This is a genomic window from Halomonas sp., from assembly GCF_052095695.1.
In the GTDB taxonomy this organism is placed as follows: domain Bacteria; phylum Pseudomonadota; class Gammaproteobacteria; order Pseudomonadales; family Halomonadaceae; genus Vreelandella.
On the sequence record NZ_JBQDLQ010000054.1, the window covers coordinates 1 to 24,573 of the forward strand.

Consider the following 24,573-nt stretch of genomic DNA (forward strand, 5'->3'; position numbering starts at 1 on the left):
GGCGAAGTGCTCCTCGGGCAGATAGCGGCAGTCGGAGCGCGGATAGGTGATCAGTTTGTGGCGCTCATAAAGGCGCTGGCAAATATCCAGCACCATCTGTGCGGAAAGCCCATAGCGTCGAGCAGCATCCACCTGCAGAGCGGAAAGTGAGTAAGGCAGCGGCGGTGCCTGGCGTTTTTCTTGCTGATCGAGCTGGGTCAGTTGGCCAGACGCCCCCGGTAGCTGAGCCGCAAGAGCGTCGGCAGGCGCACGATCAACTAAGCGGCCCTGATCATCTAACGGTTCGTGCTCTTTAGGAGCCCACCAGGCGCGTAGCTGGCCTTGAGCAACCTTCAGATCTACCCACAGAGGGTAAAACGGATGGGGTACGAAATCCCGAATTGCGTTGTCTCGATGCACGATGAGGCCTAGCACCGGAGTTTGCACCCGGCCCACGGAAAGCACGCCATCGTGCCCCGCTTGTCGGCCCGTGAGCGTCCAAGCGCGAGTCAGGTTAATGCCATATAGCCAGTCAGCGCGAGAGCGTGCCTGAGCCGCTTCAAACAGCGGTTGATAATCCATATTGGGGTGTAGTTTAGCTAGCGCACGACTTACCGCCGGCTTGTTAAGATCACTGATTAGCAGCCGCTGAACAGGACCGCGATACTTCATGTACTCAATGACTTCCTGCACTAAGAGCTGGCCTTCTCGGTCAGGATCGCCGGCATGCACCACGTCTGTTGCTTGCTTAATCAGCTTTCGAATAACGGCCAACTGCCCGCGCGCTTTGGGGCGTGGCATCAGCTTCCATTGCTGGGGCACAATCGGTAAACGGTCTAAACGCCAGTGTTTATCTGCCGCATCATAGGCTTCAGGTGGAGCCTGCTCTAATAAATGCCCTAGGCACCAAGTGACCTTGGTATCACCACACTCTATTGCGCCATCTTCACGCTTGCTATAGCCGGGTAGCGCTTCTGCAATGGCTTGGGCCAGGCTAGGTTTTTCGGCAATTATCAGGCGCATAGCGGCGAAGCCTTCATCGTATCCTATGATGGTACCCATGGTAGCAGACGGGCGGATCGAGTTAGAGCGATGTGTCAATGCAGGACCTATAGTGATGCCAGATATTTCTATTTTTGTCTGGTTGTATATTGTTTGTATAGTTATTTTAAATAAGTAATGCGGTACAACGTGTATGCGTGATGTGGCGCGATAAGTTAAGGGAGCAACTGCGAATGCGTGAACACGGCAGAACGAAGCGTTTGATGGGCTTGGGCGCACGCACCGGCGGCGCACTGTTAAAAACGCGGTTAGGTGGGCAGGCGGATTGGCGTGCCCTTGGCGAGGCGCTGTTTGAGGGGTTATCAGAGTTAAAAGGGCCGGCCATGAAGCTCGCCCAGGTCATGTCTCAGTGGGATGACCTGCTGCCCCCAGACCTAGCTGAAGAGCTTGCCCGCCTGCAGCGTCAAGCCGAGCCAATGCCCTGGCCGCGCATTCGTGAAGCGCTGGTGCTTCAGTATGGCGATATTGATCACTACTTCAGTGAGATTGAGGAACGCCCCTTCGCCAGTGCCTCTATGGGGCAGGTGCATCGCGCAACCACTCACGAGGGTGAGACGATCGTACTCAAGGTGCAATATCCTGGCCTTGCCGAGGTGCTTGAAAGTGATTTGATTCAGGTGCGGCGCATCATGCGCCTGGGCCGCTGGTTCAAAGTCCCTCAGGCTCGTTTGGATGCGCTATTTGAAGAGCTGGCCGAAAGCCTGCGCAAGGAGCTGGATTACAACGCCGAGGCTGAAGCGCTGGCTCGCTACGGTGAGCGCTATAAGGGTGACCCGCGCCTGATGATTCCCGAGCCACTCCCAGCGCTCTCCGGCCAGCACGTATTGGCAATGCGTTTTGTTGATGGCACGCCGCTGCGTGAATTGTCGGAGGCGGATGACGCAACGCGCCAGGGCGTTGCTCAAACGTTGGCGGATTGGATTACCCAAGAGCTATTTACGTTCGGTGAGCTGCACGCTGACCCTCACGCGGGCAACTTTGCTGTGGATGCCCAGGGCAGGCTGGTGATTTATGACTTAGGCGCGGTCATCGCGGTGCCTGAGGCGCAGATAAAGGCGATGATGTGGCTGCTGGATGCCACGCTCAAACATGACCCCATGGGGATGGATGAGGCATTAATGAAAATGGGCGGGCGCCAAGGGCAGGGGGCGCCGTTAGCGCTGTACCGCGAGTCTGCAGAGTGCATTGCGCCACTGTTTTCGCCGGGCGAGCAGGATTTCAGCGATGTGCGAGTCCATCGTCGCCTGCGTGAGCTTACTCCAAAAGTGTGGGCTGCCATGGACCGCTTGCAACCGCCTGCGGAGACGCTTTTACTTTCTCGTGCGCTAAACGGCCACTACTGGAATTTGGTGCGGCTGGGCGCTCGACTGGACATGCATGCGCGGACGTTACCGCTAATCGCGCGGGCCTATTGACGATAAAACGATTGCCACTGCGGCGAAGTCGGCCTTCGTGATAAACTATGTCGCTTTCATTTTAGACATCGTTATCTATAGACATCGTTTAACGCAGTGGAGACGGCAATGCTAGCGGTATGGGTCGATCAGCTGCTGGGATTTGCCTCCGGGGCACTCTCGGCAATCAGGCAGCAAGAACATTATCCGGACTTCATGACCTGGGTGCGCGCCAAAGGCGCGGACGCCTTTAACGGCGACGTAGCTATGGCACAGGCGCTGGCCCCGGTGCTGTGGTCGCAGGCGCCGTTAGAACGGCTGGATTTTGGCAGCGAGCCGCTTGCCACGCCTGGGCGCAACGAGCTGTGCTGGTGTGATTCCGGTCGCAAATTTAAGCAGTGCTGCTATCAGGTTGAGTTTCCTACTGACATTCCCGAGCAGATGATGTGGATGCTGTCGCTGCGCGAATGGAAAGGCGCTACCTTGAAAGCCGCGCTGGATAGCCAGCAGGCGCCCGCTCAGGCGCTGTTGGAAGCTGGCCTCATCGCTGCGGAAAGTGGCCAGACCGGCCGCGCAATGCAAATCCTTGAATCGCTCTTTGACGGTAGCGATTGGTCACGTCTACCCGAGCAGGCTGAGCCTGCCTTCGAAATCCTGTTGGATATTTATCAAGAGCGCGGCTTTACCCGCAAACGTGCCGATTTGCTCGATGAAGTGATGGAGCGCGGGCCGTTATTTTTACGCGGCGTGGCGCTTGAACGTTTGTGCTTAATGCATCTTGATAACGACGATTTGGACAGCGCTCGTGGCGCTTTTGTCAAAGCTCAGCAGGCGCTGCCTGATTCGCCCACGCTGGCTTACATTGAGGCCATGCTGCTGCTTCATGAGGGGCATGAACAGGAAGCTAAGGAACGGGCTAATTTCTGGTACCGGCGGTTAGTTCGTCAAGGCGAGCTAGATGAAGATCAGCTGGAGTTTTTAGCCGCACTGGCGGAAAACCCCGGCGCGACGCTCGCTGACCAGCTCCTGAGCGCAGAAGAAGATTTGGCCACGCCGCTGGTCGCGCTGCAGGCGTTGCTTGCCGCACTGCCCACCGCTCCCAAAATCGATATTCAAACGGACTCGGAAAGCGGGCGATTGCTTTACCACTCAAGTGCCCGAGAGTCGACGCTGTTTGCCGCTTGGCATGAGCAGTTTCAAGTGCTGGTGGATGAAGATGTAGCACTAGGCTTTCGCGATGACCCCTGGGGTAATGCGGTTGAGTGGATGTCGGCGCTATGTGCACACCCGGAATGGCTGGACGCGCCGCAAGTGGTGCAGGACCTGACCCTGGCATTGACCAGCCGATTTGGTAGCCTGCCCTGGATGGCGCCAACCCTGCTAGAGCCGTTGGCACTGCGCCTTTCACGCTGGCTTGAGCAGGCCCGTGCCGCGGGTGACGGTAATCTGTGCTGGGATGATGCGAATAATGCGCTGTTGCTGCGCACCGGGCTAGCGTTGGTGGTTGGCATGGAACGTGGGGCGCGCCAGCACTCTCGCGAACTAGCAGAAGAGCTGCTGCTTATCGATCAAGAAGATAGCCTTGGGCTGCGTGAGTTGGTGCTTGATCAACTGCTGCGTGATGATCGCAACGAAGAAGCGCTGGCCTTAGCCGAAGAGAATGATGATGACGGCTCGTTAGTGCTGGGGCTGTTAATGGGTAAAACCCTCGCCCTCTATCGGTTACAACATCTTGAAGCGGCAGAGACTGCGCTTAGCGATGTGGTTGGCCATAATCGCCATGCCTTAGAGCTTATTTGCGCTGAAAGCCCGCGCCCCTCTATGCCCCATGCGGATGGCCAGGTTGACCCCGGCTCTCGCGCGGAAGCATGGCAGTACCGTACCTTGATGCGCGATCAGTGGCGTACTACCTCTGGGGCGTTGGACTGGTTAGAAGCCCACCGCTAGGCGCTTCGCATAACTTGCGCTCATTAGGCTAGTGAAGGTCTTCTGGTTAGATATCATTGGGTTTAATGAGCGTATGGTTTAGGGCTGGGCACCAGTTGTTTATCTCGGCTGATCCAAATGGCTAAGACGATAGCGGGTATTCCCAGCAGGGTCGCGATCACAAAAAAGCTCGGATACCCCTGCGCCGTGACGACCAGCCCGCCAAAACCACTTAAGAATTTACCGGGTAGTGTCATTAGCGACGAGAACAGCGCGTACTGTGTTGCGGTGTAGGCCCTCGACGTAAGGCTTGAGAGAAAAGCAATAAACACGGCGCTAGCTAGCCCGTTGGCAAGGTTATCGCCAATGATCGTAACCACCAGCATGGGCAACTGATTACCTACGATTGCAAGCACGACAAACAGCAAGTTGGTGACCATTACTAACCCTGCGCCGATAATAAGCAATGGGCCGATGCCATAGCGCGCTACCAGCAGGCCACCTAAAACCCCGCCGGCGATACTCATTCCAATGCCAAATATGTTGGTAACATTGGCAATGGTGGCCAGTGAAAACCCTAAATCTATATAGAGTGGGTTAGCCATCGAAGCCATGGCCAAATCGCTGATTCTAAACACTGCAATAAAGACTAAAATCCACAGTGCCTTCACCCCGTAGCGTCTAAAAAAATCAGTGAACGGGCATACCAATGCGCCAATGCTCCAGGCACCAAGACGGCGTAGAACCTTGGGTTTTCCGCGGCTTGAACGAATAAATGCCCGTACTTTAGGCTCATGAATTAACTGAATGGAGAGCGCTGTTCGTTTTGGCTCCGGGCGCAGTAATACGGTGAGTACGCCAATGCTCATTAGCGCTGCCATGGTTAGATAGGCCATGCTCCATGAAGCTGATGCGGCAATGTAGAGCGCCCCAGCACCGGCGGCAAGTAGCCCGCCGCGATAGCCAACAATATAGGTGGATGCCATGGCTGCCTGGACATCGTCCTCGGCAGACTCAATGCGATAGGCATCGATGGCAATATCTTGCGTGGCGGAGCCAAAGGCGACCAGCAGCGCAAAAACAGCTACCCAGCCCAAGTTGCCAATTGGGCTTAGACCCGCCAGCCCAATTAAGCCCGCTGCAATTAAACTTTGTGCCAAGAGAATCCAGCCGCGCCGTTGGCCGAATGCGCGAGTGAGTAGCGGCAATGCCAGCCGATCGACCACCGGCGCCCAAAAAAATTTTATCGAGTAGAGCATGCCTATCCAGGCAAAAAAGCCTATGGCCGCCACTTCAACGCCGTCGCTGCGCAGCCAGGCTGAAAGCGTTGAGAACACTAATAGAAAAGGCAGGCCTGCTGAAAACCCCAAAAAAAGCATGGTAATAACGGACGCACGACAATAAATAGCCAGCGCTGCAAGCCAACTGCGCTGGGGAAAAAGGCTGGGCATTAAACGCTACTCCTGGAAAGACGTTGGCAACGACCAAGTGATAAACTGGGGCTGTCATTCATCATAAAGCCGACAGCTTACCGGAGAGGAGTTTTCAATGTCGATTAAGGCGCATCAGGTTGTGACGTTGCACTATGTCCTTAGAGATGTTCTCAGCGATGGCAGTCAGCGAATATTGGATGATTCCAACGCGCGCAATAAGCCGCTTGAGTACCTTCACGGTCACGATAATATTGTCCCTGGCCTAGAAAACGCGCTAGTGGGGAAAGTGGTTGGCGCTGAGTTAAGTATCCAGCTGTTGCCCGCTGATGCCTACGGTGTGCGCAATGAGGCATTGATTCGAGACGTCAGCCGAGGCTCGTTTGGCGGCGCGGAACTAGTTCCCGGTGCCAACTTTCAAACCGAAGGTGAAGCGGGGCCACAAATTGTGACCGTATTAGCCATTAATGGTGATCGAGTCACTATCGATACTAATCATCCTCTGGCGGGGCGCACGCTTAACTATCAGGTCAATATTCTTGAAGTGCGTGAAGCAACGCGCGCTGAGCTAGCTAAAGGGCATCCGCTTGCGCCTGGCACCGAGCATAATAAAGTCGAAGATCGAAAGGTGCTATAAGTTTTACCTAGCTTAATGATAAGCCAGCATTTGTAACAATGAGCAAACAATAGGGAAAAGGCTTGGCTGAGTGGCACTCTGGCGACGCGTTGGTTAAAGTTAATGCAGAAATCAAACAGTGTTCGATAACTGCGGAGAAAAGAGATGAGCCAAATCGAAGAGCCTACCTTATTAAAGCAGCGTCGTTCCCGCCGTCAGGTGCTAGCCAGTTTAGGCTTAGGTGCGGCGGCTCTTTACGTAGCGCCTACGCTGCTTTCGATGGATCAAGCGCAGGCCCATGGCCATCGTTCGCGGCCTAGTTACTCAAGAGCGAGTTACTCAAGACCCAGCCATTCAAGGCCGCGTCATTCTCGATCTAACCATTCACGACACCGCCACGCCAACTCGCACGATAATCGTCGTCATGGATCATCCCGTGGCTATGAGTCGCGGGCCTACAGGTCACGTCCTGATGAGCTTTCACGATTTGAACGCGACGGTGTGATCGAGCTGCGTATTAGTCGTGTACTGAAGCATTTATGGTGAGGTGAGTGATGAAAGCCGCAGACTGTCTTGCCAATGATTATGCGTTAGCCGGTATCGGTCCTTATCTTCGACTGGTGGGGGCGCAGCCACTTATTCCGGTGCTACAGGCGGCGATGCCAGGGTGGCCGTTAAGTGAGTGTCCGCCTCAGTCGGCGGCCCCGGAGATTTGTGTTTGGCAGCAAGAAGATGGCTTTTGGCAGCAGGCACCAGCGCTGCCAAAAGGTATGTGGCTGGATACGCCCGTCAGCGCTGCATGCAGCGTTATTGCTGATTTAGCCGGGGCATTTTTACATCGCCATCCTGATTACATTGGCCTGCACTGTGGGGCAGCGCAAGTAAATGATCAGCTCGTGATTTTTCCTGACTCGCATCGTGCAGGCAAGAGCACGCTTACGGCCGCTTTCGCGACGGCCGGTTATCGCGTGTTTGGCGATGATGTGGTGGCATTAACACCTGAAGGTGAGGGCCTGTCGCTGGGCGTTGCGCCCAGGCTTCGTTTGCCGCTTCCCGCTTCTTTGGACGAAGAGTTTCGGCACTTTATCAATAATCATCAGGGGCCAAGCGATGACCGCTATGGCTATGTCGCACTGGATGAAACGCTGTTAGCCGGCCATGGCGAAAAGTGCCCGGTTGGCGCGATTATACTGATTGATCGTGATGATAGTGTTAGTTCCCCGCAGCTAACCGCGCTTCAGCACGGCGAGGGGCTCTGGCAACTGTTAAAGCAGAATTTCGCTGACACGCTTTCAGATCAAGTACTCGTCGCTAAGTTTTGGTCCTTGATGAAGCATATCCCTTGTTTCCTATTGCGTTACTCGGACGCTTTTCAAGCCGCCGAGTTCGTGGGCCGTGAACTAGGAAAAGTCATGAATGCGCGGCCATCAAACGATGCGCTAGTGTCACAAGACCTGCCTACAACTGAGGTTGCTGCGTTGGATCGAAACGATCAGCGCTGTTGGCAGGCTTGCCAAGCTGCGTATGAATATCCGCTGGGCGATGAGCTATTTGTGATCGTCGAAGAGGGTGGGGCCATTCACAGAATGAACGTGACGAGCCGGGCGGTGTGGGCGCTATTGCAACATGAGGCGCTTACTATGGAGGAGCTGAGCCAAACGCTGGTGGCCTTTTTTATGCCGGTCTCGCTTGAGCAAGTCCGCAACGATATCGCCGAGCTGCTGGGGCAGTTTTTAGCAGCGGGTTTGATTGAAGAGCCACCGCGCCGTTAGCCGCGCAGTGGCTTTCACTTATGCTCTAGCTTGCTTTTTCACGCAGAAAGTCAATGATTTGGTCTGCAGGCACCATGGTTGCTTCGCTGTCTCGGCGGCCTTTATATTCCAGTTCGCCGTTGTCTAAGCCACGATCCCCAATCACTAAGCGATGGGGAACGCCCATCAGTTCTAGGTCGGCAAATTTAACCCCTGGGCGAGTGTCGCGGTCATCCAGCAATACGTCTAAACCCGCTGCGCTCAGTGCTTGGTATAGCCGTTCAGACTCTTCGCGCACACGCTGAGATTTGTGTGCATTCATCGGCACCAACGCGACGTGGAACGGTGCAAGCGCGTTGGGCCAGATAATGCCGGATTCGTCGTGATTTTGCTCAATGGCCGCCGCGACCACGCGCGTTACGCCGATGCCGTAGCAACCCATCCACGGGTGGCTGGTTTTACCATTGTCGCCCAGTACGTGGGCGTTCATAGCCTGTGAGTATTTTTGCCCCAGCTGGAAAACGTGGCCTACTTCAATGCCGCGCTTGATAGACAGCGTGCCTTGGCCGTCTGGGGAGGGGTCTCCTTCGACCACGTTGCGCAGGTCGGCAACGTCGGGTAAGGCGACATCGCGTTCCCAGTTAATGCCGAAGTAGTGTTTGCCATCCACGTTGGCGCCTGCGCCAAAGTCGCTCATAAGGGCGACGCTTCGATCAATAATGATCGGCATCTCAAGGCCTACGGGGCCAAGTGAGCCTGGGCCAGCCCCAACAAGCGCGCGAATCTTTTCTTCTGTAGCCATGGTGAGCGGGGCAGCTACCTGGGGAAGATTTTCGGCTTTAACTTCGTTTAACGTGTGATCACCGCGTATCAGCAGCGCGATCAGCCCACCCTCGGCTGCTTGCACCATTAGCGTTTTAATCGTTTTCTCAATGGGCAGATCAAACTGCTCAACTAAGGCTGCGATCGTTTTAGCATCTGGCGTCTCGACCAGGCGCAGCTCTTCGCTAGGCTCGGAACGAGCGGCTTGGCTTCCAACTGGCGCGGGCAATGCCTCGGCTTTCTCTATGTTGGCGGCGTAGTCTGACGCGTTAGAGAACACGATATCGTCTTCGCCGGAGTCTGCTAAGACGTGGAATTCGTGTGAGCCGGAACCACCAATGGAGCCATTATCCGCGATCACAGGGCGGAAATTAAGCCCTAAGCGCGTGAAGATACGCGTGTAAGCGTCGTACATGTCTTGATAGGTCTGTTTCAATGAGTCTTCATCAAGGTGGAAAGAATAAGCGTCTTTCATGATGAACTCACGCGAGCGCATCACCCCAAAGCGAGGGCGAATTTCGTCACGAAACTTGGTTTGAATTTGGTAGAAGTTGACCGGCAGCTGTTTGTAGCTGGCAATTTCTTTGCGCACCAGGTCGGTAATAACTTCTTCGTGGGTGGGGCCCACGCAGTAGTCACGGTCGTGACGATCTTTCACACGTAAAAGCTCAGGGCCATACTGCTCCCAACGGCCTGATTCCTGCCAAAGCTCAGCGGGTTGCACGGCGGGCATTAATACTTCTTGAGCGCCTACGCGGTTCATTTCTTCACGCACAATGGCTTCTACTTTTCGTAGCGTGCGAAGGCCAAGCGGCAGCCATGTATACAGGCCCGACGTTAAGCGGCGAATCATCCCGGCGCGTAACATTAACTGGTGGCTAATGACTTCGGCATCGGCCGGTGTTTCTTTTAACGTGGCAATCAGTAATTGGCTGGCGCGCATGGGCGTGAGCATTCCTTTACGTGTACTTAAACATTAGGGCTTAGTGGTAGGGCGTTATAGCCCCGTTAGCGTTGGATGGTGACATTGTACGGCCTAGTCGTTAAAGCGGCAAAATCCTACTTCTCACCAGCGCCCTATGCTTTTGATAGATTGTGCTAAACTGCTTTGGTTTACGGTGCGGTCATTGGCAATAAGACGTCAAGTCACAATATCCTACACCGTCGACCGTTATTCTTATTACTTGAGGGAGCTTTCATGCATCATGTAGTGCGTCGCTGGTTGACGGGAGCCGTCGTTGGAGCTTCTGTAGTGGCACTAAGTGGTTGTGGTACGATTTTTCATCCTGAGCGAAAAGGCCAGCTAAGCGGCGATATTGATCCGGTTATTGCTATCGCCAACAGCGTCGGGCTATTGTTTTTTATCGTCCCTGGGGTGATTGCTTACGCCGTGGATTTCTCTAATGGCACCATCTATCTGCCGGGCCGCAATAGCGCGTCAGTTGATGTTCGCCATTTAGACGACGCTATGGACGTAGCCTCACTAGAGAAGCTGCTCTCGGAGACCGCCGGCAAGCCGGTGAGCTTGGAAAATGAGCTGGTAATGATTGAAGAAATGGGCAGCCTGGATGAAGCCTTGGCGATGGTTCGTATGTCAGGCGTGCTGGATGATGAAAAGCTGTCAGCAATGTAGTTGAGCGGTGTTTAGTTGACTTTAAAAGCCCAGCGCTGACTTCATGCCGCGCTGGGTTTTTTTGTGGTTATTGTTAACACCATTAAGCCCGCCACCAACCCCCAAAATGCGCCGCCAATTCCCAGTAGGGTAATACCCGAACCGGTCAGTAAAAACGTCACGATAGCTGCATCACGCTGCTTGGAATCATAAAACGCATTAGCTAGGCCACCGCCTAAAGTACCCAGCAGGGCAATGCCTGCTAAGGCTATTACAAGAGCCGAAGGCAGTGCGTTAAAGACACCCGTAACGGTGGCACCAAAAATACCTAAAATGATGTAGAAAACACCGGCTGCAACGCCTGCTGTATAGCGCCGATGTGGATTCTCATGAGCATCAGGGCCCAGGCACACCGCTGCGCTAATGGCCGCCATATTCAGTGCAAAGGCGCCAAATGGCGCTAATAGCAGCGTAGTAGCCCCTGTCCAGCCAATCAGTGGCGAGCTGTTGGGGTGGTAGCCTGCCGCGCGCAGCACCGCGACACCCGGCAAGTTTTGTGTGGCCATGGTGATGACAAACAGCGGTATGCCAATGCCAATGAGCGTAGAAAGAGTAAATGTAGGCGCTGTAAAGACGGGCATTGAAGGTGAAAGCGGAACATCGTGCAGGCTGATTTGCCCTTGCAAGGCGGCGATAGCCAAGCCCGTTATCAAGACGCCAGGTACTGCCAGTGATGGCCATAAACGTCGTCCTGCGACCCAGGCAGCGAGCATTACCAGCGGTATCAACCACTCGCGTTCCATGATCACGAAAAGATCTAATCCAAAGCGAAGCAGAATGCCTGCCAGCATGGCCGAGGCAATTGCACTGGGTATGTATCGCATTAAGCGCTCAAACATCCCCGTCACGCCGCACACGGTAATTAACAGCGCTGAAAATAGAAAGGCGCCCATAGCCTCTTGCATGGGAATGCCAGGTAAGCTCGTCGCTAGGAAGGCCGCGCCGGGGGTGGACCATGCGGTGAGCAACGGCATGCGATAGCGTAATGATAGACCCAGTGAGGTCGCCCCCATGCCAAGGCCTAGCGCCCATAGCCAAGAGCTGATTTGTGCCGGTGATGCGCCTGCAGCGGCAGCCGCTTGGAAAATAATCGCCGCTGAGCTGGTATAGCCAATAGTAACGGCGACAAAACCCGCGGTAACGCTTGAGACACTCATATCGCGCCATAGCGAATACTGCCGCGCTGGGGGCTGGGATGAAGGGTCGTCTGATGTTTCCTGCATGAGGCCTCCCACGAAGCGCGCCAACATAAGTCGTCAAATAGCACCGCATTGTGCGTTACAGCGCACTGTGCGTCTAGGCACTAGCTTGTCTGGCGCCTCTGTCATGAATGACACTCGACGTTAATGGCTATCTAAAAAGCGTTTGAATGCGGCCGGCTCATCGGTGATAACGCTGTTAATGCCCCATGCCCATCGGCTATGAAAGGCGCTTGGGTCATTGGCGGTGTAGCAGAGTAGCTGGTAGCCATCGCGCAGTATGGCTTCGGCTTGGGTACGCTTTAAGCGTGGCCAATCGGGGTGCACGCTGAAGGCCTCAATAGCCTCGCACTGGGGGCGCCATATTTTAGGCACGCTGCCGAGCAGCACGCCCAGGGCTAGTCGGTCGCTGTTCGCAAACTGACGGCAGTGGACAAGCGCGCGGCTATCAAAGGAAGAAATAATTAGCCGCTCGGACGGCAGCGTATCGAGCATTACCGGCAGGGTGCGCTCAACCAGTGCGATGGGATCACGGCCTTTATTGACCTTAATCTCCATATTGACGCCCATGTCTAGCTCGTTAAGCAGCGCTAGCATCGTCTCTAAGCTGACCATTTTTTCGCCCGAAAAGGCATCGCCAAACCAGCTGCCAACATCTAAAGCTTGGGCATTAGCCCAGTCCATCGACGCAAGTGTTCCGCGGCTATTCGAGCAGCGCGCTACGTCAGCATCGTGCCAAATCACCGGCGTGCCGTCACCGAGGAGCTGCACATCTAACTCTACCCAGTCGATCCCGGCCTGATAGGCGGCGCGCACTGCCGCCAAGGTGTTTTCAGGGGCCGCGGCTGAATAGCCCCGGTGAGCAATCAGCGTGGGCAGTTGAATTGCGGGGTGCGTCATGACAAGTCCCTAAGCCTTCGACCATAGATATGTGTTGAGTCTAGCATGGGTGCATGACAGCAGCGTTTCAGTGTTCAGGTGCAGTCACGTATTCAAATGCGCTAGCATGTGAGCTTGATTTATAGGGCGCAACACGCTTCGATAGCCGTATCAGCCACATGTCTGCTATTCATCAGCTATCTGTTATCAACCGATTGAATAGTGACTAAACTTAACAATCAATAAGGACGATCTAATGTCTAAGCGTATCCAATTTACACGTACCGGCGCCTCCGACGTGCTTGAACTGGTCAATGTAGATTCTGCTGAACCAGGTCAAGGTGAAGTGCGCATTGCCAATAAAGCGATCGGCCTTAACTTTATCGATATTTATTTTCGTACCGGCCTTTATCCAGCGCCTTCTATGCCATCAGGGCTAGGTACCGAAGGCGCGGGCGTTGTCGATGCCGTTGGTGAAGGCGTCACACACTTAAGCATCGGTGATCGCGTCGCCTATGCGCAAGGCCCGCTAGGCGCCTATGCTCAGCTGCACACACTGCCGGCGGCAAAGGTCATCAAACTGCCCGACTCGGTTGATTTTGAGACGGCGGCGGCCAGTATGCTTAAGGGCCTGACTGTGCAGTATTTGCTTCGTCAAACCTATGCGTTGAAAGGCGGCGAAACTATTTTATTCCATGCGGCCGCCGGCGGCGTTGGTTCAATTGCCTGCCAATGGGCGAAAGCGTTAGGCGTCAAGCTGATCGGTACGGTTAGCTCGCAAGAAAAAGCAGATCTCGCGATGGCGAACGGTGCCTGGGCGACGATTAATTACAGCGAAGAGAGCGTTGTTGAGCGCGTACGTGAGCTAACCAATGGTGAAATGTGCGACGTGGTCTACGATTCTGTGGGCAAAGATATGTGGGAAACATCGTTAGATTGTTTAAAGCCCCGTGCTCTGATGGTTAGTTTTGGCAACTCTTCCGGCCCGGTTGATGGCGTGAATATTGCTATTTTGAATCAGAAAGGGGCGCTGTTTGTCACTCGTCCCAGCCTTAACGGCTATGCGGACACGCGAGAGCGTTTGGAAGCAATGTGCGAGGATTTCTTCACTATGCTTGCAAGCGGTAAAATTACGATTGATATTGCCAATCGCTATCCCTTAGCCGAGGCCGGTAACGCACAGGATGCGCTACAGAGCCGCAAAACCACCGGCTCAACGATCCTACTGCCGTAACAAGACTTAACCCTCTAACAAAATTCCCAAAAGCTCGGCAGTGCCGGGCTTTTTGGGTGGTAGGGATATTTATGGGCAAAAAATGCGCCCGAGTAGCGGCAGTCCTTTAGTAATCGCGATTGGAAAGGCTATTTCAAGGGCTATACGGATGTATGGTAAACGTCTAATGTGCGTAAAGAATGGCCATGTGAAGAGCGTGGTGCGGATCAATCGTATGCTGCCCCTGTGGAGGGGTGGCCAGGGAGTATGAAAAGGATGCCGGCTGAGAACCTAGGTCTTGATTGGTTTACGCTTGCACCAAGTACGCTAGTGTTTATCGTACTTGGACTAACGCTGGCTGCTTTTATATGGGGCCGGTTTCGCTATGATTTAGTCGCGATAGCAGCACTATTAGGGTCTGTGATGCTGGGCCTGGTACCCGCTGAAGGCGCCTTCGCTGGTTTTGGCCATCCCGCGGTGATCACCGTCGCGGCTGTGCTGGTACTCAGCCGGGGGTTTGAGCGCTCTGGTGTGGTCGATGTTATTTCAAATCAAGTGCTTAAAGTTGGTGAAAATCTGCTTCTCCAACTGTTGGTGTTGGTCGGCACCGTCACATTGCTGTCCGGCATTATGAATAATGTGGGTGCCTTGGCGCTGCTGCTTCCGGTGGCTATGCGGCTAGCCCGTGAACACAATACCTCTCCTTCTTTACTGTTGATGCCGCTGGCATTTGGGTCATTGCTTGGTGGCCTGACTACGCTGATCGGTACGCCACCTAATATCATTATTTCCAGCTATCGGCGTGAAGTGACGGGCGAGGCGTTTAGCATGTTTAGCTTCTCACCCGTGGGTATCGCTGTCGCGTTGGCGGGGCTGGCTTTTATTGTGTTAATTGGATGGCGCCTGACGCCAAAGCGCAGCGGGCAAGCCTCCACAGAGGAAATGTTTGATACCGCTAACTATCTGGTCGAATTAAAAGTAGCAGAGGGATCAAAAGCCAAAGGTTTAACGCTGCAGCAACTGCGCGACGAGCTGGACGAAACGATCCCTGTGCTGGCAGTGGTGCGTGATGATGATCGGCGTGCAGGCTATAACTTTCACGGCGCTTTGGAGGAGGGCGACATTCTGCTGTTAGAGGCAGGGCCCGATGAGCTCCAAATGCTTGAAGATAAAGTAGGGCTTAGTGCGATTGCCGAGTTGGAAGGGGACGCTGAAGCAGAGCCGGATGCATCCGAGCATCCTGACGATGAATCCGCCAAAAAGAAACAGCCAGCGAAAGAGGCCGTGCCGGTCAATACCGAGGGGCTACAGTTAATCGAAGCGGTAGTGCGCAATGATTCGATGATGATTAATCGCAGCGTTCGGCAGCTGCGTTTAAATCATCAGTTTGGGCTGCACCTAGTGGCCGTTGCCCGGGATGGCGGGCGTTTGAAGCAGCGTTTGCGCGATATTCGTTTTAAAAACGGTGACGTACTGCTGCTGCACGGCAGTGAAAATGAAATTTCTGAAAGCCTGGCCTCATTAGGCTGCCTCCCGCTTGCTAAGCGTGAGCTACATTTAGGCCAGCCGCGTAAATTGGCTCTGTCGATTGCCATTTTTACGTTAGCCATTGTGGCCATGCTGTTTGATTTATTGCCTGCCGCCGTCGCCATGAGCACCGCAGCGCTCATTTCACTACTGATAGGCGTACTGCCGTTACGCGAGGGGTATCAGGCAATTGATGGCCCTGTGATTGTACTGCTAGCGGCGATGATTCCTGTTGGCGAAGCATTAGAAACCAGTGGCGGCGCGGACTTAGTGGCCAGCGCGCTGCTGCGATTTGGCAGCGATTGGCCAGTGGTGATTACGATGATTGGGCTGTTTCTGCTAACCATGCTGCTTTCAAATGTGGTGAACAATGCAGCTGCTGCTTTGCTGATGGCACCGATTGCGGTCAGCTTAGCGAATGGCTTTAACGTCTCACTTGATCCGTTCTTGATGGTTGTCGCCATCAGCGCATCCTGTGCGTTTTTGACCCCGATTGGGCATCAGTCGAATACGTTAGTAATGGGGCCAGGCGGGTATCGCTTCAGTGACTATTGGAAACTAGGGCTGCCGCTTTCAATCGTAGTGTTAGCCGTTTCTATACCGCTCATTATGCTGGCATGGCCGCTTTAGAAGGCTTGTCACTACTCGGCTTGTTAATAGATATGGAGTGAATGGTGGATGATAGTTATTAGGTTTCGAAAATTTTGCTAACCTACTACGCTCTGATACCAATAAAAATCGAACAGGCCGGGCTTATGAATCAACAATTTCGTCAGGATGCCATTGTCGAGCTAGTTCGGCAGCACGGCTATATGAGCATTGAACAACTCACCGCCCATTTTTCGGTGACGCCGCAAACCATTCGTCGCGATTTAAACACGTTGGCTGATGAAGGCAGGGTTCGGCGCGTCCATGGTGGCGTAGGGGTCGAGTCCAGTACGGTCAATACTGCCTATAGCACCCGTAAGACGCTGCACTTGGAAGAGAAAGAACGCATCGCCTGCTGCTTAGCTCACAATATTCCTAATCATTCGTCACTGTTTATTAATATCGGCACTAGTAATGAGATGGTGGCTCAGGCGTTGCTAGAGCACCAGGGGTTGGAAATTATTACTAATAATCTTAATGTCGCTGCCATCTTGCAGCATAAAGAGGATTTTACCGTCATTATTGCCGGTGGCCAGGTGCGTTCTCGCGATGGCGGTATCATTGGCGAAGCCACGATCGACTTTATCAATCAGTTTAAGGTGGACTACGGCATTATCGGTATCAGCGGTATCGATGAGGATGGCTCGCTGCTGGAGTTTGATTATCAGGAGGTCCGCGTTGCTCAGGCCATTATCGCGAATTCACGGCGTATCTATTTGGCAGCAGACTATTCAAAATTCCACCGCAACCCTGTAGTTCGCCAGGGTAATTTGGAGCAGTTGGACGCATTATTTACCGATCGTAAGCCTCCAGAGGCGATTCAGCGTTTGCTCACCCAGCATGATGTTGCGCTGCACATCGCCAGCGCTTAATCGGCATTGATGTAGTTGGGTTACAACGGCGCCTGCGGCCAATGATGCATTGTTCGCTTTGTTGCCGTGACCCATAGTGAATTCATGGATGAGGCGAGTGTTTCGTTATCCCGAGCCACTGAACTGATCCCTGCTACAGAATCATAGCGCTTTATGATTACCCAGTGCTAAAGGCGAAGGTCGTGTAACGCTTGTGACCCTCTCGCCATTACCGAACTGGACACTTATCCGGTCTAGCATGAGTAGCAATGTCACCCTTCTTTCTCAATAGGATGGCTGCTTGGTAACCGATTAACGGACGGGCAGCGGATGACCATACCATGAGGTATTACTAATGAACTGCATCGAACTTAGCCAACAAGCCGATAGCATCGCCAGCTCTTTCAGCAAGCAAGATCTCGCTAGGCTGGTCGTGGCGTTAAAGGGCAATCGTGAGTCATTGCAGCACGCGGTTGAGGTGATCGACACTGTAGATAGCCGTTCAGGCTGCACGCTGGAAGAGGCCTGGGATGAAGTGCTTTCTGGCGATTCTCAGCTGCGCATTGAAGACGAAGAGTAGGGCGCGAGGTTTTAACCGGTAAGCAACAATTAGCCCCCTTCTTACGTAAGGGGGCTTTTTTGTAGCGGCTAAAAGCTTAAGCGTCAGCCGCGGGCACCGCTGGCCGTGAGGTATCCCGGTGCAGTTCAAAATAGCTATTGAAGCGCTCTTCAGCATCGTCGCCAAATAACACGCGGCAGGCCTCTTTTAAGCCACTGGATTGGCGCAGCTGTTCATGGGGTACGACAAGCGAGACTTTGGCGCGACGACGTAGAAAATCTTCAAGCTGGGTGATCATTTCATGGTCGCGGGCGTGCTCTAACTCGCATCGAATATATTCGGTGCCTTCAATTAAGATGTCAGCTTGAGCAGGGTCCGCTTGAATTTTGGCTAGCATCTGAACGGCTTGGTCAGCGTAGCGTCGCCAGAGGCGCGTCGAGAGAGGCTCTGATGAAGTAGCTGCGGTCATCGCATCTAAGTTCATGCGCTTGGCCTGATCCATAAATTGCTGTTTCACGGCATCTGCTGGCTCGCCGTACCATTTAAAATCAGGCGCGGATAGCGTTATTCCCAAGCGCGTCATTACCTCGGCAATTTCATCACCAACGTTTAAACAGTCGGTGAGTTTGCCGCCAAAGATACTGATATGGGCGCTGTCGTCATTGGTATCGATCACGTGCTTACGCGAAAGCTGCAAGAAATCACGGTCACTGCCTTGATCACCTTTAATCGCTAACGGTCGCACTCCGCAGCGTGTCGAGATAATGTCGTCTTGGCTAAGCGGTTTGTCTAACGTTAAACGCTTGTTGATATTTTCCAACACAAAGGCGATATCGTCAGCGGTAACGTCAACCTCCGGGTGCTCCATATGCGTATCGGTGGTGCCGATGCAGGTACGATTACCCATGGGAATGACAAAAAAGAGCCGCCCGTCGTCAGCAAAAAACGCCAGCACGCGCTGGGAATCGGTTAACTGCGGGACGATAAGGTGAATACCTTTGGAATAAAGATGGTGGTGCGTCGTTTTTTGACGTGTTAGCTCATTATGTTGATCTACCCAGGGGCCTGCCGCGTTAATCAGTACCTTGGCGCGAATATCAAAGGTACTGCCATCCATTACGTTACGCGCTTTAGTGACCCATAAATCACCCTCGCGCTCGGCACCGAGTGACTCAACGTAGTTTGCGGCAACCGCGCCATAGTTGAGCGCGTGGCGCATAAAATTAAACACAAACCGCGCATCATTATCGTGAAGATAAGCATCGGAGTATTCAAAACCACCGACCGCGTTCTGCGTGTTGATGATGGGCTCTTCGTGTTTGATCTTTTTCGATGAGAGCAGTCGTGGCAATTTGGTAAAGCCATTACCCATTAGCCAGTAAAGCCAGGTACCCGCCCATAGGTAACGCGGTGAGTGGCGAAAACCTTTTGAAATAGTGGTTAGGAAGCGGATTTCCTGCACCGTGGAAGGGTAGCTCTTAATCAAATGATTGCGGCTTTTGCACAACTTTCGAACCAGTGAAAAGTCGTTGCTTTCCATGTATTTAATACCTCCCCACACTAGGTTGGAGGAGTGCATGCTGGTGCTGCCAGCGAAATCGCCACGGTCAATCAAGGCAACTTTAGCGCCTTTTCCGGCCAGTGCCGCTGCCGTGGCCGCGCCATTAATACCGCCACCGATAATGAGCGCGTCAAAAATATCGGTAGGTAACTTTTCAGTGTTTCGATTTCGCAGTGTCATGGCGGGCCCCGTTAACATAAAAAACTCGCTTACCGTCATGGTGTGAGCAGTAGGAGGTTTATTGTTTTTTCACTAACGAAACTATAGGTGATCATTTTCGAACATTCAATGTTCTTTTGGACGCATTAGGCTAGCATCGCCTTATCGCCTGCCCGGTAGGTAGATAACGTGGGCGCAAAAAAAACGGCCCCTTATTATCAGGGGCCGGTTGAAGGCGAGCAGAGCAAAAAGCGTTATTTAATGCCGGCTTCTTCCTGCTGAGGTGCTGGCGAGGATTGGCCGTTATGATCAATTAACGTGGATTTGTTCTTGGCAAAGGCATCGTAGTCGAAGTCATCAACGGTGAGCATTTCCAACACTTCCGCTTCAAAGGTGCGCATGAAGATGGCATCGTCTTCACTGATGAGGCCTTTTTCCAAACCGGCCTCAATACGAGCTTCCGGGTGAAGCGCCGTTTGCGGTATCTCACCTTTCGAATAGGCTTTATTCACCGTGCGATAGAGTACCTCGGCGCGGTCATAGTCAACCAGCAGGGCGTTATAGCGTGCTAGCGGGTTGCGCTGTTCACCGTCATCCGCGTCCCAAGTGTTATCCAACAGCTTTGTGCGCAGAGCGCTGTGGGTGGAAACGCGCTTGGCGATGTCGCGGGCGAGATCGTCGTGGGGCTTATTCCAGCGACGGCCGGCCGGCATGACCAGGGCATTGAGCGTTTTACCCAGGATACGATTGGGGAGGTTATCGAAAACCTCCACAAGGGCTTGCTCGGCACGCTGGAGTAAAAAGCGGCAGCTATAGTGCAATAGCGCTTCTTCGCCTTCTACCTTACTGCCAGCTTGCCACTGCTTGAGCACCATTGACGTAAGATAAAGATTCGAAAGCACATCGCCCAGGCGTGCAGACAGCATCTCGCGCTTTTTAAGAGCTGAGCCTAAGCTTGCCATCGCGGCATCGGCACATAGCCCGAAGCCCGCAGAGAGACGCGCTACATCTTGAGCATACATCGCGGCAGGAGCATCGAAAGGCACGCTGGCTTTACCCAGGCCAAAGCCGAGGGTTAAGGCGCGGGCTGCGTTGCCGAAAATAAGCCCTGCGTGGCTAAAGAAGGCTTTATCAAATGCCTGAATATCGTTTGCATCTTTAGCGGCCAGTTCATCCAGTACATACGGGTGACAGCGAATAGCGCCCTGACCAAAGATCATCAGGTTGCGGGTCATGATGTTGGCGCCTTCCACGGTGATCGCCACCGGGTTTGCGCTGTAGCCGATGCCCAAATAGTTGCGCGGGCCAAGCGTCACCGCTTTACCACCATGTACATCCATAGCATCGCTGAGCAGAACACGCTGAAACTCGGTGAGCTGACTTTTCAGAATCGCTGAAGGCACCGCGGGTTTTTCGCCGTGGTCAATCATGTTCGCGGTTTGGTACACGGTGGCCTGGGAAATGTAGGCCATCGCGGCCATGCGAGCGAGCGGCTCTTGCACGCCTTCCATTTCTGCCACCGGCACGTTGAACTGACGACGAACACGGGTGAAACCGCCGCTCCAACCCAGCGCATAGCGCGCAGTGCCGGTAGCGCCTGAAGGGAGCGTGATGCAGCGGCCAATAGATAAGCACTCTACCAGCATGCGCCAGCCTTGGCCGATCATGTCCTGGCCACCGATGATGGTGTCCAGCGGTACAAAGACATCGTTACCCACAATCGGGCCGTTCATAAACGGGCTGCCGATAGGGTGATGGCGACGGCCTATGTCCATACCGGTGGTGTCGCGAGGAATCAGAGCCAGGGTTATGCCGCGATCTTCTTCGTCACCCAGCAGTTTCTCTGGATCAAACAAGCGGAAGGCCAAGCCCACAACGGTGGCGATGGGGGCGAGGGTGATCCAGCGCTTTTCGAAGTTAAGTCGCAGACCCAGTACCTCTTCGCCATCGATGGTCTGTTTGCAGACGATGCCGGTGTCGGGAAGGGACGTGGCGTCCGAGCCCGCGCGAGGGCCGGTGAGGCCAAAGCAAGGGATTTCACGGCCGTCGGATAAGCGCGGAAGATAGTGATCTTTTTGCTCTTGGGTGCCGTATTTAAGCAGCAGTTCACCGGGGCCGAGTGAGTTGGGTACGCCCACGGTGACCATTAGCGTTTCATTGGCAGAGAGTTTTTGCAGCACCATCGACTGGGCTTTCGCGGAGAAGCCAAGTCCGCCGTACTCCTTCGGAATAATCATGCCGAAGAAGCCTTCTTTTTTCAGGTAGTCCCACAGTTGCTGGGGCAGGTCGGCGCGCTCATGGGCGATATCCCAGGCATTGCACATCCCCGCCGCTGTTGCGCACTGGTTGGCTAGAAAGGCTTTCTCATCGTCGCGCAGTCCGTCGTCTTTAAAGGCCAGCAGTTTGTTCCACTGAGGCTTGCCTGAAAATAATTCGCCATCCCAGGAAACGCTGCCAGCTTCTAAAGCCGTGCGTTCTGTCGCTGATACTTTCGGTGCCACCTTTTTAAACATGCTAAATAGGCGCGGCGTTAGCCATTGGCTGCGCAGGGCGGGAAGGCCAGCGGCGGCAACCGCTGCAGCGGCAATAAGCAGCAGCAGGCCGATCACTGTTGCGTCAAACAGCAGGCCAACGAGGCCCAAAACGGCAAGCACGGCCAGCGCCGCGGGAGCGCCAGCTTCACGGCGCATAACCACGAGCAGACCTGCGATGGCGAGCACGATAAGGAGTAAGGTGAGCATAGACTCTCTCTCTGTTTCAGGCCTTTTATTTCAGCCTGCTGTTGTTAGTAAAAAGGCAATACAATAGTGGGTCGAACGCCTGTTTGAATATTGGCAGATGGGTGCCGTTTGGTGCAAGTATTTAGGTAGGGTAAGGCCATTATAGCCATACACAGCATAAAAAAACGCCATGGCAATAAGCCATGACGTTTTGAGTGATAAAGGGAGTATATGTTCAGGGGCGCTTATGTTTAGACATGCTGGGCGGGTGCGCCATTTGCTACATAGTAGTCAACGCTGGCACGAGGCAGCGGTGCGTTACCTTTTATACGGTCAGCGATTTTTTCCGCCAGCATAATAGTTGGGGCGTTTAGATTGCCAGTGGGGATCACTGGGAAAAGTGACGCATCGACCACGCGCAAGCCTTCAATGCCATGGACACGGCCCTGGCCATCGGTGACAGCCATGTCATCGCTACCCATTTTGCAGCTGCCACAGGGGTGGTAAGCCGTTTCGGCGTGTTCTTTAACGAACGCATCGAGTTCAGTATTTGATTGAGCATCAGAGCCAGGGGCTATTTCACGGCCGCGGTACTTCTCAAACGCAGGTTGGGCGATGATGTATCGAGTGAGGCGAATGGCGTCACGAAACTCTTGCCAGTCATTCTCTTTAGCCATGTAGTTGAACAAAATGCTCGGCGCCGCGTGGGGGTCTTTCGACGTTAAGCGAATGCGGCCACGGCTTTCTGAGCGCATAGAGCCAACGTGGGCCTGGAAGCCGTGGGCCTGAACCGCGCTTTTGCCGTTGTAGCTGATGGCAATGGGCAGGAAGTGGTACTGAAGATTCGGCCACTCTTCTTCATCGCGGCTGCGGATAAATCCACAGGATTCAAACTGGTTGCTGGCGCCAACGCCGGTACCATTGAAAAGCCATTCGGCTCCAATCTTGGGCTGGTTGTACCACTTCAGCGCTGGATAGAGCGAGATCGGTTCTTTGCACTCGTATTGAATGTACATTTCCAGATGATCCTGGAGATTTTCACCTACGCCGGGCAAGGCGTGAACCGTCTCGATATTAAGCTCTTTCAGCAGTTCCGGATTGCCGATGCCTGAGCGCTGCAAAATCTGCGGCGAGGCGATAGCGCCCCCGCATAGAAGAACTTCACGGCGTGCGTAGGCCTGCTGCTTTTCGCCTTTGTGTTCATAACGAACGCCAATGGCGCGCTTACCTTTAAACTCAATAACGTCAGTAACCGCGTGAGTTTCAATGGTTAAGTTTTGGCGTATTTTGGCGGTGTCTAGGTAGCCACGGGCAGTGGACGCGCGGCGGCCCTTCGGCGTCACAAAACGGTCCATGGGGCCAAAGCCCTCTTGCTGGTAGCCGTTTACGTCTTCGGTTTCCGGGTAGCCTGCCTGCTTACCAGCTTCAATAAAGGTGCGATAGAGCGGGTTGTTATCTGCTTTTGGCGTGGTCACGCTGACCGGGCCTTCGCCACCGTGGTAGCTATTAGCGCCGGTGTCGCGGGTTTCGCATTTTTTGAAGTAGGGAAGGCAGCTGAGGTAGTCCCAATCTTCAAGACCGGGCTGTTTGGCCCAGTTGTCGTAGTCGAGGGCGTTGCCGCGGATATAGCACATACCGTTAATCAGCGAAGAGCCGCCCAGACCTTTGCCTCGGCCACACTCCATGCGGCGACCATCCATATGCGGTTCGGGATCGGTTTCGAATGCCCAGTTATAGCGTTTGCCCTGCAGTGGGAATGCCAGGGCCGCAGGCATTTGGGTGCGGAAGTCGAGGCGATAATCTGGGCCGCCCGCTTCCAGTAGCAGCACACTGACGTTGCTGTCTTCTGTCAGGCGAGTAGCCAGCACGTTGCCCGCGGAGCCTGCGCCGATAATGATGTAATCAAATTCACGTGGCTGAGACATAATAATTCCTTAAAACACTGACTCAAACGGGCCCATTTCGATCTGTACGGACTTGGTTTGGGTATAGTGATTTAGCGTCTCAATGCCGTTCTCGCGACCAATGCCCGACTCTTTATAGCCGCCTACCGGCATCTCGGAGGGTGACTCACCCCAAGTGTTAATCCAGCAAATACCGGCTTCCAACTGGTGAATCACGCGGTGGGCACGATTTAGGCTTTCGCTAAAGACACCGGCGGCAAGTCCATACGTGGTGTCATTGGCACGGCGAATAACTTCATTTTCATCATCAAAAACCAACACTGACATTACCGGGCCGAAGATCTCTTCACGCACGATACGCATATCGTCGGTGCAGTCGGTGAACACGGTGGGTGCAGCCCAAGCGCCATCTGCAAAGCTGCCAGTGCTCCAGTCGTCACCGCCTACGAGCAGGCGAGCACCTTGCGCTTTGCCCAGAGCGATATAGGAAAGCACTTTCTCTTGATGCTCGAAGCTGACCAGCGGGCCAAAGTTGACGCTAGGATCCATAGGATCCCCCGCCTTAATGCGCTTAACGCGCTCGACGAGTTTGGCTTCAAAGGCGTCTTTTACGCTGCGATCGACAAATACCCGCGTGCCGTTAGTGCAGATTTGCCCGCTGGAGTAGAAGTTGGCCATCATCGCGGCGTCGGCAGCGCGGT

At 54.0% G+C, this 24,573-nt stretch carries 19 protein-coding genes; 10 read left to right on the forward strand and 9 right to left on the reverse strand.

Annotation, left to right across the window (positions count from 1 at the left end; translation table 11 throughout):
* Positions 1-1,002: DNA topoisomerase (locus ACTH5D_RS11690; protein WP_441671417.1), on the reverse strand; the 1,002-nt coding region annotated here is incomplete at its 3' end.
* Positions 1,003-1,214: 212 nt separating this feature from the next.
* Here ACTH5D_RS11690 and ACTH5D_RS11695 point away from each other — a divergent pair.
* Both ACTH5D_RS11695 and ACTH5D_RS11700 read left to right on the forward strand, forming a co-directional pair.
* Positions 1,215-2,456 carry an ABC1 kinase family protein gene (locus ACTH5D_RS11695; RefSeq protein WP_441671419.1) on the forward strand — a complete coding sequence of 414 codons (1,242 nt, stop codon included), beginning with the start codon at positions 1,215-1,217 and terminating at the stop codon, positions 2,454-2,456.
* A gap of 108 nt (positions 2,457-2,564) precedes the next feature.
* Entirely contained in the window at positions 2,565-4,382 is a 1,818-nt protein-coding gene (locus ACTH5D_RS11700) for an SEC-C metal-binding domain-containing protein (protein WP_441671421.1), read from the forward strand.
* A 62-nt stretch (positions 4,383-4,444) separates the two neighbouring features.
* Here ACTH5D_RS11700 and ACTH5D_RS11705 read toward each other — a convergent pair whose 3' ends face one another.
* Positions 4,445-5,812: an AmpG family muropeptide MFS transporter gene (locus ACTH5D_RS11705; RefSeq protein WP_441671423.1), complete on the reverse strand. Its 1,368-nt coding sequence runs from the start codon at positions 5,810-5,812 to the stop codon at positions 4,445-4,447.
* A 97-nt stretch (positions 5,813-5,909) separates the two neighbouring features.
* Between ACTH5D_RS11705 and ACTH5D_RS11710 the strand changes: the two genes are divergently transcribed.
* From ACTH5D_RS11710 to ACTH5D_RS11720, 3 genes are all read left to right on the forward strand, one after another.
* Entirely contained in the window at positions 5,910-6,428 is a 519-nt protein-coding gene (locus ACTH5D_RS11710; RefSeq protein ID WP_441671425.1) for an FKBP-type peptidyl-prolyl cis-trans isomerase, read from the forward strand.
* Between the two features lie 144 nt (positions 6,429-6,572).
* Positions 6,573-6,953 (forward strand): hypothetical protein, encoded by a 381-nt coding sequence (locus ACTH5D_RS11715; protein ID WP_441671427.1) that lies wholly within the window; start codon positions 6,573-6,575, stop codon positions 6,951-6,953.
* A gap of 8 nt (positions 6,954-6,961) precedes the next feature.
* A complete protein-coding gene (locus tag ACTH5D_RS11720) occupies positions 6,962-8,179 on the forward strand; it encodes a PqqD family protein (protein ID WP_441671429.1) in 1,218 nt (405 codons plus the stop codon).
* Positions 8,180-8,204: 25 nt separating this feature from the next.
* Here the strand turns inward: ACTH5D_RS11720 and ACTH5D_RS11725 are convergent, their stop codons facing one another.
* Positions 8,205-9,923 carry a proline--tRNA ligase gene (locus ACTH5D_RS11725; protein ID WP_441671431.1) on the reverse strand — a complete coding sequence of 573 codons (1,719 nt, stop codon included), beginning with the start codon at positions 9,921-9,923 and terminating at the stop codon, positions 8,205-8,207.
* Between the two features lie 255 nt (positions 9,924-10,178).
* Here ACTH5D_RS11725 and ACTH5D_RS11730 point away from each other — a divergent pair, with 255 nt between their 5' ends.
* Complete coding sequence (locus ACTH5D_RS11730; RefSeq protein WP_441671433.1) at positions 10,179-10,613, forward strand: hypothetical protein; 435 nt, start codon at positions 10,179-10,181, stop codon at positions 10,611-10,613.
* A 41-nt stretch (positions 10,614-10,654) separates the two neighbouring features.
* Here the strand turns inward: ACTH5D_RS11730 and ACTH5D_RS11735 are convergent, their stop codons facing one another.
* Together ACTH5D_RS11735 and ACTH5D_RS11740 are read right to left on the reverse strand one after the other, a co-directional pair.
* On the reverse strand, positions 10,655-11,875 hold the full coding sequence (locus tag ACTH5D_RS11735; RefSeq protein WP_441671435.1) for a benzoate/H(+) symporter BenE family transporter: 1,221 nt from the start codon (positions 11,873-11,875) through the stop codon (positions 10,655-10,657).
* A 120-nt stretch (positions 11,876-11,995) separates the two neighbouring features.
* Positions 11,996-12,751 carry a glycerophosphodiester phosphodiesterase family protein gene (locus ACTH5D_RS11740; protein ID WP_441671437.1) on the reverse strand — a complete coding sequence of 252 codons (756 nt, stop codon included), beginning with the start codon at positions 12,749-12,751 and terminating at the stop codon, positions 11,996-11,998.
* Positions 12,752-12,986: 235 nt separating this feature from the next.
* Here ACTH5D_RS11740 and ACTH5D_RS11745 point away from each other — a divergent pair, with 235 nt between their 5' ends.
* The 4 genes from ACTH5D_RS11745 to ACTH5D_RS11760 all read left to right on the forward strand — a co-directional run bounded on the left by ACTH5D_RS11745 (position 12,987) and on the right by ACTH5D_RS11760 (position 17,549).
* A complete protein-coding gene (locus ACTH5D_RS11745; RefSeq protein WP_441671439.1) occupies positions 12,987-13,964 on the forward strand; it encodes an NADPH:quinone reductase in 978 nt (325 codons plus the stop codon).
* A gap of 255 nt (positions 13,965-14,219) precedes the next feature.
* A complete protein-coding gene (locus tag ACTH5D_RS11750; RefSeq protein ID WP_441671441.1) occupies positions 14,220-16,100 on the forward strand; it encodes an SLC13 family permease in 1,881 nt (626 codons plus the stop codon).
* Positions 16,101-16,225: 125 nt separating this feature from the next.
* Positions 16,226-16,990 (forward strand): DeoR/GlpR family transcriptional regulator, encoded by a 765-nt coding sequence (locus ACTH5D_RS11755; RefSeq protein WP_441671443.1) that lies wholly within the window; start codon positions 16,226-16,228, stop codon positions 16,988-16,990.
* A 334-nt stretch (positions 16,991-17,324) separates the two neighbouring features.
* Positions 17,325-17,549, forward strand: a complete 225-nt coding sequence (locus tag ACTH5D_RS11760) for a hypothetical protein (RefSeq protein ID WP_180096060.1) — start codon at positions 17,325-17,327, stop codon at positions 17,547-17,549.
* 76 nt (positions 17,550-17,625) lie between these two features.
* Here ACTH5D_RS11760 and ACTH5D_RS11765 read toward each other — a convergent pair whose 3' ends face one another.
* From ACTH5D_RS11765 to ACTH5D_RS11780, 4 genes are all read right to left on the reverse strand, one after another.
* Positions 17,626-19,269 carry a glycerol-3-phosphate dehydrogenase/oxidase gene (locus ACTH5D_RS11765; RefSeq protein WP_441671445.1) on the reverse strand — a complete coding sequence of 548 codons (1,644 nt, stop codon included), beginning with the start codon at positions 19,267-19,269 and terminating at the stop codon, positions 17,626-17,628.
* A 233-nt stretch (positions 19,270-19,502) separates the two neighbouring features.
* Positions 19,503-21,989, reverse strand: coding sequence for an acyl-CoA dehydrogenase (locus ACTH5D_RS11770; protein ID WP_441671447.1), 2,487 nt, complete (start codon positions 21,987-21,989; stop codon positions 19,503-19,505).
* A 230-nt stretch (positions 21,990-22,219) separates the two neighbouring features.
* Positions 22,220-23,893 carry a choline dehydrogenase gene (gene betA / locus ACTH5D_RS11775; RefSeq protein ID WP_441671449.1) on the reverse strand — a complete coding sequence of 558 codons (1,674 nt, stop codon included), beginning with the start codon at positions 23,891-23,893 and terminating at the stop codon, positions 22,220-22,222.
* Between the two features lie 9 nt (positions 23,894-23,902).
* A partial coding sequence (locus ACTH5D_RS11780; protein WP_441671451.1) for an aldehyde dehydrogenase family protein occupies positions 23,903-24,573 on the reverse strand: 671 nt, incomplete at its 5' end.

Excerpts from the sequence above, each read along its gene's own strand:
- ACTH5D_RS11695 (WP_441671419.1), top strand. The coding sequence starts at position 1,215 with ATGCGTGAACACGGCAGAACGAAGCGTTTGATGGGCTTGGGCGCACGC.
- ACTH5D_RS11700 (WP_441671421.1), top strand. The coding sequence starts at position 2,565 with ATGCTAGCGGTATGGGTCGATCAGCTGCTGGGATTTGCCTCCGGGGCA.
- ACTH5D_RS11705 (WP_441671423.1), bottom strand. The coding sequence starts at position 5,812 with ATGCCCAGCCTTTTTCCCCAGCGCAGTTGGCTTGCAGCGCTGGCTATT.
- ACTH5D_RS11710 (WP_441671425.1), top strand. The coding sequence starts at position 5,910 with ATGTCGATTAAGGCGCATCAGGTTGTGACGTTGCACTATGTCCTTAGA.
- ACTH5D_RS11715 (WP_441671427.1), top strand. The coding sequence starts at position 6,573 with ATGAGCCAAATCGAAGAGCCTACCTTATTAAAGCAGCGTCGTTCCCGC.
- ACTH5D_RS11720 (WP_441671429.1), top strand. The coding sequence starts at position 6,962 with ATGAAAGCCGCAGACTGTCTTGCCAATGATTATGCGTTAGCCGGTATC.
- ACTH5D_RS11725 (WP_441671431.1), bottom strand. The coding sequence starts at position 9,923 with ATGCGCGCCAGCCAATTACTGATTGCCACGTTAAAAGAAACACCGGCC.
- ACTH5D_RS11730 (WP_441671433.1), top strand. The coding sequence starts at position 10,179 with ATGCATCATGTAGTGCGTCGCTGGTTGACGGGAGCCGTCGTTGGAGCT.
- ACTH5D_RS11735 (WP_441671435.1), bottom strand. The coding sequence starts at position 11,875 with ATGCAGGAAACATCAGACGACCCTTCATCCCAGCCCCCAGCGCGGCAG.
- ACTH5D_RS11740 (WP_441671437.1), bottom strand. The coding sequence starts at position 12,751 with ATGACGCACCCCGCAATTCAACTGCCCACGCTGATTGCTCACCGGGGC.
- ACTH5D_RS11745 (WP_441671439.1), top strand. The coding sequence starts at position 12,987 with ATGTCTAAGCGTATCCAATTTACACGTACCGGCGCCTCCGACGTGCTT.
- ACTH5D_RS11750 (WP_441671441.1), top strand. The coding sequence starts at position 14,220 with ATGCCGGCTGAGAACCTAGGTCTTGATTGGTTTACGCTTGCACCAAGT.
- ACTH5D_RS11755 (WP_441671443.1), top strand. The coding sequence starts at position 16,226 with ATGAATCAACAATTTCGTCAGGATGCCATTGTCGAGCTAGTTCGGCAG.
- ACTH5D_RS11760 (WP_180096060.1), top strand. The coding sequence starts at position 17,325 with ATGAACTGCATCGAACTTAGCCAACAAGCCGATAGCATCGCCAGCTCT.
- ACTH5D_RS11765 (WP_441671445.1), bottom strand. The coding sequence starts at position 19,269 with ATGACACTGCGAAATCGAAACACTGAAAAGTTACCTACCGATATTTTT.
- ACTH5D_RS11770 (WP_441671447.1), bottom strand. The coding sequence starts at position 21,989 with ATGCTCACCTTACTCCTTATCGTGCTCGCCATCGCAGGTCTGCTCGTG.
- betA (WP_441671449.1), bottom strand. The coding sequence starts at position 23,893 with ATGTCTCAGCCACGTGAATTTGATTACATCATTATCGGCGCAGGCTCC.